Consider the following 12,061-nt stretch of genomic DNA (forward strand, 5'->3'; position numbering starts at 1 on the left):
GCCCGAATTGGTCGGTTTGGCTACTGTATGCACACCCGAAGGGACACCCGAACTTGCCTGGCCGGGCAGCGAAGGGGTCCCCTGCCCGGTCAGGCGGGGGACCCCGAATGCGGCCGCACGGCGCGGTGGCGGCGTCTCAGGAGAGGCTGGACGTCGCGAGCTTCACGCTGAAGGCCAGCAACGCGCCCCGGCCAGCGTCGTCAGCCCCTTGGCGAGCCGGCGCCGCGCCCGGAAGCGATCGGCGAGATACCGTCCGCCGAAGACGTACAGCGAGTTGGGCCCGGGTAACAGCACGATCGCGAGCGTGCCGAGCACGTACGTCAGGGGTTTGGTGATGCCGAGCGCGTGCCGCCTCCGGTGTCCAGCGCCGCGGCCAGCCGGTCTCGCGCGGCGGGCCACTCGTCGATGATCATGGAGTACAGCACGGTGTCGCGCTGGCTGCCGTCAGCCCTTCGGCGGTGGCTGCGCAGGAAGCCCTCCCGCTGCGCGCCGAGCCGCTCGATCGCCCGCTGGGAGCGCTCGTTGCGCACGTCCGTGTGCCACTCGACCCGCAGCGCGCCGAGGGTGTCGAAGGCGTGCCGCAGCATCAGCAGCTTCGACTCGGTGTTGACCGCGCTGCGCCACCAGGACCGGCCGATCATGGTGTGCCCGATGGCGATGCCTCGTTGCACCGGATTGACGGCGTAGTACGAGGTGCTGCCGACGATCCGCCGGGTCGCGACGTCGCGCTGCACGAAGGGCACCCGATCGGGGTCGGCCAGCGCCGCGGCGATGATCGCGGCCGTCGCCGCGACCGAGCGCGGGCGCGGGATCGTGAGGTGCGTCCAGACCTCTGCGTCGTCCAGCGCCGCGAACAGCCCGGGCGCGTGCGCGTGATCGAGCGGCTCGAGCACGATGTGGCGGCCCCGCAGCGCGCCCGGGTGCCGCCAGGGATCACTGTCCGGACGCAGATAACCCGGCAGCGGTACCTCCTGAGCCTCCGCGGGCACCGGAAGGCCCCGGGTGAGCACGAGCGGTACGACTCCTGCCCAGTGCGGCAACGAGGCGTCCTCGGGATCGTCCTTCGGGCCGCCGCGCCGGACCTTGGCCGAGGCCTCGGCGAGGGGCAGCGCGAGCAGCGACGTCTGCGCGGACTCGCGGCGGCTCGGGCGCCGGCTGTCGGCGTCGCGCCCGGGCGCGACCTTGTCCACGAGCGCGGCGAACGCGCGGGCGCGCTCGTCCTCGTCCGCGACCGGGCGCGCGATGCCGTGGACGATCACCGAGCGGTAGTTGGCGCTGTGGTTGAACTGCGAGCGAGCCAGGACGAGCCCGTCGATGATCGTCACCGCGACGCACACGGGCAGCCCCTCCGCGCGCGCCGCGAGCATCGGGCGGCTGCCGGTGGAGCCGTGCAGGTACAGCGTGTCGCCGACGCGCGCGTGCAGCGTGGGCAGCACCCGCGGCTCGCCGTCGGCGACGTAGCCGAGGTGGCAGACGTACGCCTCGTCCAGCACCTCGTGCACCAGCTCGACGTCGTAGGAGGCCCGTTCGGGCATGCGCCGCGGCGTGCTGCGCGCGGTCTGCTGATATGTCTCCACGGCGCTCCTAATGTACTAGTACAAAAGTGTGAATGTGGCAGTACAATAGCAGCCCGGGCCTGAGCAGCGGCAACCAAAAATGTCGGACCCCCTCGCTACTGTCCCCACCGATCGGGGCACCGCCCGCAAAACGGGGGCGGGCGGTGCCGCGCATTCGGGGGAGGCATCGCCATGCAGATCGTTCTCGCGCTCCTGGCCGCATCGGCACTCATCACGCTCCGACGCTCCATCGACCGCAGCGTCGACCGCAGCGTCGACCGCAGCGTCGACCGCACCGGCGGCCGCTGCGTCGACCAGTCCGTCGACCGCTCCGTCAACCAGTCCGTCGACCGCTGGGGCGGCAGCGGAGTGCGAACCGCGACGGAGTCCTGGTCCGGTCGCCGGCGGCCCACGTCCCGGGCGACCACGGCGGTCCCGGCCGCACCGACACTCATCGACCTGCTTCGGCCGGCTGTGACGCCGCACCGCCGGCGGGAGGCGAGCCACTTCCAGGCGGCCGGGGCCAGAAACGTCACGCAGGTGTCGACCTCCCGCGTCGACTCCTGCGCCGCCGAATGCCTTGCCACCCGGGCGCGCCCGGCCGAGACGGCCCCTGACCTCGGCGAAGTTGATCGTGCCGGTCGCCGTCGGATGGCGGGACGACCGCGGCTCCGGCCGTTTCCGAAATATTTGCGCACCCGCAACGGCCTGTCGACGGTTGAACGGGGAGTAGGCGGCCCCGCCGCAGGGTCCGGCCGCGCGCCGGCCGCTCACTCAGGGAGGAAGAGCATGCGACCCGACCACCCCCGGTCAACCCTCACGCCCACGATTCCTCACCTGCCGGCGGCCCGGTTCCTGACGCTCCCCGCTCCCCGGTGCTCGCTCGCACCGTTGTCCGCGCGAACGACGTGCACGCTGGACTTCACGTCCGCCAGCGCGGTCTCCGAGGCCGCCGCGCCTCCGGCCGCGGAGCACCTGAGACTCACCGCGCCCGTCGCCCTCCCGGCGCACGCCGATGCCGCGCCATCGGCCGAGCGCCCCGGACCTCGGCCGGAGTCGGAGGCCGCGGCGCCCGGGCTCGGCCGGCTCGTACCGGTCGTCCGCGTGCTCAGCGCGCCGGGGTCCCTCTTACCGGCCCGGGCCTGGTGCTCCCTCGACATGACCGGCCCGTCCGCGGCTCCAGCACCTCGCGCACACGGCCTCAAGCTTCCGCCGATGTCACTCCTGTCCGCCCCGGCCCGAACTCCGGCGCTGTCGGGCCGGACCTGGTGCTCGCTCGCGGTCACGGCGCCGTGTCCGCCGCCGGTCTCCTTGACTGTCCAGCCGCCGGTCTTCTTGACTGTCCAGCCGACGACGGCGGCGAGTGCGGTCCCGGTGGCCACACGCGGGCTCGCGACTTCGTCGGCCCCGTCGCTCCTCGGCGCCGGCTCCCTGCGGACCTCGACGACCGTTCCGGCCGGTCCCCCGTCCGCGCTGCTGGCCCGCACCTCCTGCTCGCTCGACGTCCTCCACACCGACGCCGGCCTCCCGCCTTCCGACTGGGGAGTCAAGGGCGTCCACGCCGTGCTGGTCGCTCCTGCGGTCGCCTCGGGCCGGGCCGGACTGTCGGCCCGGGCCTCGTGCGAGCTCGTCCCGCCACCGGCCCCCGCTGAAGTCGCGGCCCAGGTGCGTCTGCTCCTGCCCTTGGCCGTGACCGTCGAACCACGCGCATCCGTCGACGCCCCGCCGCCCGCGTCCGTGGTGCTAGGGTCCGCGGCGGAGCCGGTCGCGGCCGGGGCCGCGCGGGGTGAAGGCGGCAGCGCGGGCGGACCGGTCGCGGCCGGGGCCGTGCGAGGGGAAGGCGAAAGCGCCGGCGAGCCGGTCGCGGCCGGAAGTGCGGGGCGGGAACGCCAGAGTGCGGCGGAACCGGCGTCGGGGCTTCGCGACCGGGGGCGCAACGACGGGCGCGGGCAGTGGCGGCGCTTCGGCGGGCGGGCGAAGGAGCTCGCCGGGGTCGTGGTCGCGGTGCTCGTGGCGCTCGTCGTGGGCGGCTGCGGGGGCGGCGCTCAACAGCCCGGGTCGACCTCGGCGGCGGCGTCGACCGACCCGGCCGGGAAGGACGCACTGGTGGGGGCGGTGAAGGCGCTGCAGGGGACGACGTACGGGTACACGATGAAGATCGACAACGGGACCGTCACCGGGGTCGTGGACCCGACCGGGAAGCGGCAGGCGCGGCTCGACTCGGTCGCGTCGGGGGTGAAGTTCTCGCTCGAGGGGATCGTGCTCGGGGGCGGGGAGCGGTACTTCCGCACGAGCATTCCGGCGGCCGGGGTGAGCGCGAAGAAGTGGTACCGGTTCGACCGCACCAAGGTGACGCGGACGGAGATCATCGGGCTGTTCGAGACCAAGGACCCGACCAGCAGCCAGGACTTCGTGTCCCGGGTCGCCCAGGCTCGGCTCGAGGCCGGCGGGAAGATCACGGGCACCTACGACCTCACGCGCGGCGGCGATCTCGGGCTCGCGGACCAGGCGGGGCTCGCGGCGCTCGGCGACCGCGCGAAGGCGGTGCCGTTCGTGGTGACGCTCGACGCGCAGGGGCGGCTGGCCTCGGTGCTGGTGACGGTGCCCGCGTACGCGGGGGCGGCCGAGCGCACGCTCACCGTCGACTACCGCGACCAAGGCAAGCCGGCGCAGGTCACGGTTCCGAAGGCGGCGGAGGTCGCGCCCGCGAACGCCGCTGTCTACAACCTGTTGAACAACTGAACTTTGGCTTTGGCCGCGGGCCTCGGGCGTGCGCAGGCCGGTACGCTCCGCCGCGTGACGAGGACGACCGCCCGGCCGGCGCGACCCGAGGACACGGTGCGTCGTACGCACGGGAGGAACCGCGGCAGAGCGTCGAGGCTGAGCACGGGCTCGGGGCTGAGCACGGGCTCGGGGCTGAGCACGGCCCCCGGGTTGAGCACCGCCCGAGGGCTGAGCACGGCCCCCGGGTTGAGCACGGCCGCCGGGTTGAGCACGGCCCCCGGGTTGAGCACGGCCCCCGGGTTAAGCACCGCCCCCGGGTTGAGCACGGCCCCCGGGTTAAGCACCGCCCGAGGGTTGAGCACGGCCCCGGGGCTGGGAGTGGTCTCGGTGTGGAGCGCTCGGTGCGGGAGGGCGGTGGCCGCGGCTCTGCTCGTCGTGGTGGGGCTCGTGGGCTGCACGCACAACGGGGTTCGGCCGGCGCCTACGGACAGTGTCAAGCCGTCGCCCAGTGGGTTGGCGGCCGGCGTCTGGCATCTCGGGTTCAGCAGTTACCGGTTCAAGGTGGTTGCCAAGGAGGGCAGCTACACCGGCGGGATCGATCCGCTCGCGGATCTGCTCGACGCCTCGGTCTCCGTCAGTTCCAGCGGGGCCTCGCTCACGATCGACACCGTTGAGGTGCGCGGGAGCGCGTACACGCGGCTCACCGGGTTGCCGCTGCCGGGGTTCGACGGGAAGGCCTGGTACAGGATCGATTCGGCCCGGGTCACGAAGCCGGGGGCGCTCGGGCTCAGCGCCACCAAGGACCCGACCGGGGTGCAGGCGCTCATCGCGGCCTCGCACGATGTCCGGCGAGATGGGCGCACGTACTCCGGCACCGTCGACATGACCCGGATCGTCGCGTGGGGGCCGGTCAATGTCGGGCAGGTCATGCAGCTCGGGGACGCGGCCCGGGCGGTGCCGTTCGAGGCGGGCGTGGACGAGCAGGAGCGGCTGGTCTCGGTCACGGTGCGCATCCCGGACAACCCGGTTACGGCGACCTACTCGGACTTCGGCACGGCCGTGAACGCCGTGGAGCCCAAGGACGCGCAGCCGTTGCCCGACCACCTCTACGGCATGCTCGGACTCTAGGCGAAGGCGCGAGAGGCACCAGCGCGAGAGCCACCAGCGCGAGAGGCACAGGCGCGAGAGGCACCAGCGCGGGAGGCACAGGCGGGAAGGGGGCACAGGCGGGAAGGGGCACAGGCGGGAGAGACGCACAGGCGAGAAGCAACAAGGCGCGAGAGGCAACAGGCCGCGGAAGGCGGCTTGACGGCCCCGGACCCGCCCAGCGCCACCAGGCTGAGCGCCCGAGCGCCGGAGCGCGAGGTGCGAAGCCGGGAAGGTGCGAAGCCGGGAAGGTGCGAAGCCGGGAGAACGCGGCTAGGCGAGACACGGTCTCGCGTCGCACACTTGCGCCCATGGAGCAGCACCTGTACGAGGCCGAGCACCACGCGTTCCGGGACCTCTGCCGGGAGTTCCTCGCCCGCGAGGCCGTGCCGCACAACGACGAGTGGGACAAGGCCGGCATCGTCGACCGGGAGATCTGGCGCAAGGCCGGCGCGGCGGGGCTGCTCGGCATGGACGTCGACGAGGAGTACGGCGGCGGCGGGCAGCGGGACTTCCGGTTCAACGCGGTCCTCGTCGAGGAGATCATCGCGGCGGGTGCGTCGGGGCTCGGGTTCGGGCTGCACAACGACGTCGTGGCGCCGTACCTGACCGATCTCACCACCGTCGAGCAGAAGAAGCGCTGGCTGCCCGGGTTCTGCTCCGGCGACATCGTCACCGCGATCGCGATGAGCGAGCCGGGCGCGGGCAGCGACCTGGCCGGCATCCGTACGAACGCGGTGCGCGACGGCGACTCCTGGGTGCTCAACGGGCAGAAGACGTTCATCACCAACGGCGAGATGGCCGACCTGGTCGTGGTCGTGGCCAAGACCGACGCGTCCAAGGGCGCGCACGGCATCAGCCTGTTCGCGGTGGAGACGGGCACGCCCGGGTTCACGCGCGGGCGCCGGCTGGAGAAGGTCGGGCTCAAGGCGAACGACACGGCCGAGCTGTTCTTCGACGACTGCCGCATCCCCGCCGAGAACCTGATCGGCCAGGAGGACTCCGGCTTCTACCACCTGATGGCGAACCTGCCCCGTGAGCGGCTCGGCATCGCGGTGGCGGCGGTCGCGGCGGCGGAGTCGGTGCTCGCGATGACGCTGGAGTACGCCCGCGGCCGCGAGGCCTTCGGGCGGCCCATCGGCAAGTTCCAGCACAACCGGTTCCTGCTCGCCGAGCTCGACACCGAGGTGACCATCGCGCGGACGTTCCTCAACCACTGCATCCTGGAGCAGAACGCGGGCCGGCTCAGCGTCGCCGACGCGGCCAAGGCGAAGTGGTGGACGACGGAGCTGCAGAACAAGGTCGCGGACCGGTGCGTGCAGCTGCACGGCGGGTACGGCTTCATGATGGAGTACCCGGTCGCCAAGGCGTGGCTCAACAGCCGGGTCCAGACCATCTACGGCGGCACCACCGAGATCATGAAGGAGATCATCGGTCGTTCGCTCGGGCTGTGACCCGGGCGAGGGCCTCGAAGATCAGCGCCGTCGACGCCGGAGATCATCGGTCGTTCGCTCGGGCTGTGACCCGGGCCAGGGCCTCGAAGATCAGCGCTGTCGACGCGGCGCCGGGGTCGAGGTGCCCGGCGCTGCGTTCGCCCAGGTAGGAGGCGCGGCCTTTGCGGGCTGTCAGCGGTACCGTCGAAGCTGCTCCTGCTTTTGCCGCTGCAGCGGCGGCTCGAGCGGCATCGGTCTCATCGGCTTCCGTCGAAGCGTAGGCGGCCACGGCGGGGGACAGCGCGTCGACCATGGTCTTGTCGCCGACCTCCGCCTTGCCCAGTTGCCGCACGCCGTCCAGCGCCGCCTGCAGCCCCTCGGCGAACGTCCCGCCCTGGCGCAGCGTCTTGCCCAGGGCGCGGAACACGGTGCCGTAGAGCGGCCCGGACGCGCCGCCCACCTTCGACAGCAGCGTGGTGCCGGTCTTGCCGAGCACGTCGCCGGCGGAGGCGGGCTCCAGGCCGCCGAGCGCGGTGGTCACGGCGTCGAAGCCGCGGCGCAGGTTCACGCCGTGGTCGCCGTCGCCGATCGCGGTGTCGAGGTCGGTGAGGTGCTGCGCCTCCGCGCGCACGGACTCGGCGACGGCGGCGATCCACTCCCGGGCCAGGGCCTCGTCCACGCTCACACCCCCCAGCGCAGCGCGGGCGTGCGCACGGGCGCGTCCCACAGGCGCAGCAGCTCGTCGTCGGCGCGGCACACGGTCAGGGAGAGGCCGGCCATGTCGAGGCTGGTGACGTAGCTGCCGACCAGGGAGCGCGCGACGGTCGCCCCGGACTCGTCGAGCAGGCGGCGGATCTCGCCGAACATGAGGTACAACTCCATCAGCGGCGTGCCGCCCAGCCCGTTCACGAGCAGGATGAGGGGCTCGGATCCGACCGGTTTCGCGGTGAGCACCGCGTCGACGAGCAGCGCGGCCAGCTCCCGGGCCGGGCGCATCCGTTCGCGGCTGCGGCCGGGCTCGCCGTGGATGCCGACGCCCACCTCGATCTCGTCCGCGGCGAGCTCGAATCCGGGCTTTCCGGAAGCGGGAGTCGTACCGGCGGCGAGCGCGACGGCGAACGACGCCGACCGCTCGTTGACGGTGCGACCGATCGCGGCGACGGCCTCGAGGTCCGCGCCCTCCTCGGCGAGCGCCCCGGCGATCTTCTCGATCAGCAGGGTCGCCCCGGTGCCGCGCCGCCCGGCGGTCCAGGTCGAGTCCTCGACCGCCACGTCGTCGTCGACGAGCACGGTGGCGACCCGCAGGCCTTCCTCGTCGGCGAGCTCGGCGGCCATCTGGAAGTTCATCACGTCGCCCGTGTAGTTCTTGACCACGTGCACCACCCCGGCGCCGGTGTCGGCGGCCTTGGTGGCGGCGAGGATCTGGTCCGGGACGGGGGAGGTGAACACCTCGCCCGGGCAGGCGGCGTCGAGCATCCCGAGCCCGACGAAGCCGGCGTGCAGCGGCTCGTGGCCGGATCCGCCGCCGGAGACCAGGCCGACCTTGCCCGGTCGTGGCGGCTCCGCCCGCGCGACGTACTGCTCCTCGAGGTCCACCCGCAGCTCGGGATGGGCGGCGGCGACCCCGGCGAGCGCCTCCCGGACGACGTCGGCCGGGTCGTTGATGAACTTTTTCATGCTCATAGCATGCCTTGTATTTCGGTGGATCTAGCATGCCTGGTATGGCGCAACTGGTGGGGATCGTGTTGGTGTCGCACAGCGAGCGGCTGGCCCACGGCCTGCGGGACATGCTCGTCCAGGTCGCGGGCGAGGAGGTGCCGATCGAGGCCGCGGGCGGGACCGACGACGGGGGGCTCGGCACCAGCTACGACCGCATCCTCGTGGCCATCGACCGGGCCGACCGCGGCGCCGGGGTGCTCGTGCTCACCGATCTGGGCAGCGCCGTGCTCACCGCGCGTACGGTCCTCGAGGACCGGGTCGCCAACGACGCCGTGCTCGTCGACGCGCCGTTCGTCGAGGGCGCGGTCGCGGCGGCGGTGCTGGCCGGCACCGGGGCCGCGCTCGACGCGGTCACCGAGGCGGCGGTGGAGGCCCGCGATGTCCGCAAGCTCTGAGCGCTCGGTGGTGCTGCCCGAGGATCTGCACGCCCGGCCCGCGGGGGCGCTGGTGCGGGCGGCGGCGAGATTCCGCAGTACCGTCGAGGTGATCTTCGGCGAGAAGTCGGCGAACGCCCGCAGCGTGCTCGCCGTGATGGGGCTCAACGCGACGGCGGGCTCCACGGTGCTGGTGCGCGCCGCCGGCGAGGACGCCGCCGAGGCCGCGGACGCGATAGTGTCGGTGCTTGCTCACTGAATCGGCCCCCGTCGACGTCGCGTCGGTGCAGCGCCGGACGCTCGGGCTGCTCGTCGGGGCGCAGATCGTGGGCGGGCTCGGCGTCGCCAGCGGCGTGTCCGTCGGGGCGCTGCTGGCCTCCTCGCTCGCCGGGCCGTGGGCCGCGGGCCTCGCCGGCAGCTGCGCGGTCGTGGGCGCGGCGGCGATCGCGATCCCGGCGACCCGCCTGATGCGCACCGGCGGGCGGCGGCCGGGGCTGGTGTTCGCGTACTCCCTCGGCTCCATCGGCGCGCTGCTGGTCGTCGTGGCGGTGTGGGCGGCCTCCGTACCGCTGCTGTTCCTCGGCACCCTGCTGTTCGGCGGCTCCAGCGCGGCGAACCTGCAGTCCCGCTACGCCGCCGTCGACCTCGCGGCGCCGGATCGGCGGGCCCGCCACCTGTCCGTCGTCGTCTGGGCCGCGACGGTCGGGGCGGTCGCGGGGCCCAACCTGGCGCCGCTGACCGATCGGCTGCTCGGGCGCTGGGGCGTTCCGGAGTACGGCGGGCCGTACCTCTTCAGCGTGCTCGCCTTCGCGCTCACCGGGATCGTGATCTTCGTGTCCCTGCGCCCCGACCCGCTGCTCACCGCCGGGGGCACCCGGCCGGGCGAGCGAGCCGTCTGGCGCCAGGCCGCCCGCACCATCCGCGACAGCGCCGGCGCCCGGACCGGGGTCGCCGCCGTGGCGGTCGGGCACGCGGTGATGGTCGGCGTGATGTCGATGACGCCGGTGCACATCGGGGAGTACGTCCACGACCACGGCGACCTGCTGCGCGTCGTCGGCCTCGTGATCAGCGTGCACATCACCGGGATGTACGCGCTCTCGCCCGTCGTGGGCCTGCTCGCCGACCGCTTCGGGCGCCGCCCGGTGATCCTCGGCGGGGTCGGGCTGCTGGTCGCGGCCTGCGCGTTCGCCGGCACGGCGGGCACCGACACGGTCCGGCTCTCCATCGGGCTGGCGCTGCTCGGGATCGGCTGGAGCGCCACCATGGTGGCCGGATCGACGCTGCTGTCGGAGTCGGTGCCGACCGGGCAGCGGGCGGGCGTCCAGGGGCTCTCCGACGTGATCATGGGGGTCGCTGGGGCCTCCGCGGGCGCGTTGTCCGGGTTGGTCGTTGATTTCTTCGGGTACCCCGTGCTGGCGCTCCTCGCCGGCGTGACCGTGATTCCGTTGATTGCCCGTGTACTCCGTTAGGTTGACCCCGTGCGTCTGACAGATTTTTGGCAGCGGCTCGAGGAGGTCTTCGGGCCCGCATACGCCCGGAGCATCGCCCACGACCAGGTGTTGTCCCAGCTCGGCGGCCTGACCATCGAGGAGGCCCTCGCGGGCCAGTTCGATACCGCGGAAGTGTGGCGCGCTGTAGTCGCCGCATATCCGGAGCGTGTTCCCGCACGTCTACGCTGATGTTTTCGGCGTGTCGGCGTGCTAATCGTACAGATGTACGGGTACTCTTCTCGCTCGTTGGGCGTCGCTTCGAATTTTTTGTCATACCCGGCGCTTAACGTGTCAGCGTGACCAAGCGAACGCCGACGAAGACCGCGAACCCAGGGGTGACGGACATGGCAGTGCAACCTGACCGGGAGAAGGCGCTGGGACTCGCCCTCTCGCAGATCGACAAGCAGTTCGGCAAGGGCTCCGTGATGCGGCTCGGTGAGCGCGTCCAGCAGCCGCAGGCCATCATCCCGACCGGCTCCATCGCCCTGGACGTGGCGCTGGGCATCGGGGGCCTGCCGCGCGGCCGCGTGATCGAGGTCTTCGGCCCGGAGTCCAGCGGTAAGACCACCGTGGCGCTGCACGCGATCGCCAACGCGCAGGCCCAGGGCGGCATCGCGGCGTTCATCGACGCCGAGCACGCGCTCGACCCCGACTACGCCAAGGCCCTCGGCGTCGACACCGACGCGCTGCTCGTGTCCCAGCCGGACACCGGTGAGCAGGCGCTCGAGATCGTCGACATGCTGGTGCGCTCCGGCGCCCTCGACATCATCGTCATCGACTCCGTCGCCGCTCTCGTGCCGCGCGCCGAGATCGAGGGCGAGATGGGCGACAGCCACGTCGGCCTCCAGGCCCGCCTCATGAGCCAGGCGCTGCGCAAGATCACCGGCGCCCTCAACAACTCCGGCACCACGGCGATCTTCATCAACCAGCTCCGCGAGAAGATCGGCGTCATGTTCGGCAGCCCGGAGACCACGACCGGTGGCCGCGCGCTGAAGTTCTACGCCTCGGTGCGCCTCGACGTGCGGCGCATCGAGAGCCTCAAGGACGGCACCGACGTCGTGGGCAACCGCACGCGCGTCAAGGTGGTCAAGAACAAGGTGGCCTCGCCGTTCAAGCAGGCCGAGTTCGACATCATGTACGGCAAGGGCATCTCGCGCGAGGGCTCGCTCATCGACGTGGGCGTCGAGCAGGCGATCATCCGCAAGTCCGGCGCCTGGTACACCTACGACGGCGACCAGCTCGGCCAGGGCAAGGAGAACTCGCGCAAGTTTCTGCGCGACAACCCCGACGTCGCCGCCGAGATCGAGAAGAAGATCAAGGAGAAGCTCGGGGTCGGCGTCGGGCAGTCCACGGACGCGGCCGGCGGCCCGGAGGCGGCTCCGGTCGACTTCTGATCCCGCCGGCGTCGCTTGGTCGCCGTCCCTGACGGCGTTCGCTCTCGTCGCGTCTGTTGGCTCTCGTCGCCCGTGCGGCGGCGTTGCTTGAGACCCCCGGTGCCGGTCCAGTGGGCCAAGCCGCTCGGGGCGGCACCGGGTCTCTTGCTCGTGTTGGTGTTGGTGCGTGGAGGTAGGGCTTGTCCGGCGAGGACGACGAGAACCCTTGGCTCGCGGCCGAGGGGT

At 72.5% G+C, this 12,061-nt stretch carries 12 protein-coding genes and 1 pseudogene; 8 read left to right on the forward strand and 5 right to left on the reverse strand.

Annotation, left to right across the window (positions count from 1 at the left end):
* Positions 1-204: 204 nt before the first annotated feature.
* Positions 205-399: pseudogene (locus ACQP1P_RS07715) on the reverse strand (hypothetical protein); the annotation flags it as partial.
* On the reverse strand, positions 321-1,577 hold the full coding sequence (locus tag ACQP1P_RS07720) for a bifunctional pyridoxamine 5'-phosphate oxidase family protein/GNAT family N-acetyltransferase (RefSeq protein WP_433084460.1): 1,257 nt from the start codon (positions 1,575-1,577) through the stop codon (positions 321-323). The gene ACQP1P_RS07720 and the pseudogene ACQP1P_RS07715, both read right to left, overlap by 79 nt.
* A 1,353-nt stretch (positions 1,578-2,930) precedes the next feature.
* On the opposite strand from ACQP1P_RS07720, the gene ACQP1P_RS07725 reads away from it, so the two are divergent.
* Positions 2,931-4,298 (forward strand): hypothetical protein, encoded by a 1,368-nt coding sequence (locus ACQP1P_RS07725; RefSeq protein ID WP_433084462.1) that lies wholly within the window; start codon positions 2,931-2,933, stop codon positions 4,296-4,298.
* On the opposite strand, the gene ACQP1P_RS07730 is transcribed toward ACQP1P_RS07725, so the two are convergent.
* Positions 4,277-4,624, reverse strand: a complete 348-nt coding sequence (locus ACQP1P_RS07730) for a hypothetical protein (RefSeq protein ID WP_433084464.1) — start codon at positions 4,622-4,624, stop codon at positions 4,277-4,279. The two genes, ACQP1P_RS07725 and ACQP1P_RS07730, sit on opposite strands and share 22 nt — an antisense overlap.
* Positions 4,625-4,841: 217 nt before the next feature.
* Here ACQP1P_RS07730 and ACQP1P_RS07735 point away from each other — a divergent pair, with 217 nt between their 5' ends.
* Together ACQP1P_RS07735 and ACQP1P_RS07740 are read left to right on the forward strand one after the other, a co-directional pair.
* Positions 4,842-5,408: a hypothetical protein gene (locus ACQP1P_RS07735; protein WP_433084465.1), complete on the forward strand. Its 567-nt coding sequence runs from the start codon at positions 4,842-4,844 to the stop codon at positions 5,406-5,408.
* Between the two features lie 329 nt (positions 5,409-5,737).
* Positions 5,738-6,880, forward strand: a complete 1,143-nt coding sequence (locus ACQP1P_RS07740) for an acyl-CoA dehydrogenase family protein (RefSeq protein ID WP_433084467.1) — start codon at positions 5,738-5,740, stop codon at positions 6,878-6,880.
* A 43-nt stretch (positions 6,881-6,923) separates the two neighbouring features.
* Here the strand turns inward: ACQP1P_RS07740 and dhaL are convergent, their stop codons facing one another.
* Positions 6,924-7,544 carry a dihydroxyacetone kinase subunit DhaL gene (gene dhaL / locus ACQP1P_RS07745; RefSeq protein WP_433084469.1) on the reverse strand — a complete coding sequence of 207 codons (621 nt, stop codon included), beginning with the start codon at positions 7,542-7,544 and terminating at the stop codon, positions 6,924-6,926.
* Positions 7,541-8,536: a dihydroxyacetone kinase subunit DhaK gene (dhaK, locus tag ACQP1P_RS07750; RefSeq protein ID WP_433084471.1), complete on the reverse strand. Its 996-nt coding sequence runs from the start codon at positions 8,534-8,536 to the stop codon at positions 7,541-7,543. Before dhaK ends, dhaL begins: the two co-directional genes overlap by 4 nt.
* 44 nt (positions 8,537-8,580) lie before the next feature.
* On the opposite strand from dhaK, the gene dhaM reads away from it, so the two are divergent.
* From dhaM to recA, 5 genes are all read left to right on the forward strand, one after another.
* A complete protein-coding gene (dhaM, locus tag ACQP1P_RS07755; RefSeq protein ID WP_350622011.1) occupies positions 8,581-8,973 on the forward strand; it encodes a dihydroxyacetone kinase phosphoryl donor subunit DhaM in 393 nt (130 codons plus the stop codon).
* On the forward strand, positions 8,957-9,211 hold the full coding sequence (locus ACQP1P_RS07760; RefSeq protein WP_350622013.1) for an HPr family phosphocarrier protein: 255 nt from the start codon (positions 8,957-8,959) through the stop codon (positions 9,209-9,211). Before dhaM ends, ACQP1P_RS07760 begins: the two co-directional genes overlap by 17 nt.
* A complete protein-coding gene (locus ACQP1P_RS07765; protein ID WP_433084474.1) occupies positions 9,201-10,421 on the forward strand; it encodes an MFS transporter in 1,221 nt (406 codons plus the stop codon). Before ACQP1P_RS07760 ends, ACQP1P_RS07765 begins: the two co-directional genes overlap by 11 nt.
* A gap of 9 nt (positions 10,422-10,430) precedes the next feature.
* Positions 10,431-10,631 carry a DUF3046 domain-containing protein gene (locus ACQP1P_RS07770; protein ID WP_433084476.1) on the forward strand — a complete coding sequence of 67 codons (201 nt, stop codon included), beginning with the start codon at positions 10,431-10,433 and terminating at the stop codon, positions 10,629-10,631.
* 155 nt (positions 10,632-10,786) lie between these two features.
* Positions 10,787-11,836 carry a recombinase RecA gene (recA, locus tag ACQP1P_RS07775; protein WP_433084478.1) on the forward strand — a complete coding sequence of 350 codons (1,050 nt, stop codon included), beginning with the start codon at positions 10,787-10,789 and terminating at the stop codon, positions 11,834-11,836.
* Positions 11,837-12,061 lie beyond the last annotated feature (225 nt).

Source organism: Dactylosporangium sp. CA-052675 (genome assembly GCF_050947935.1).
In the GTDB taxonomy this organism is placed as follows: Bacteria; Actinomycetota; Actinomycetes; order Mycobacteriales; family Micromonosporaceae; genus Dactylosporangium.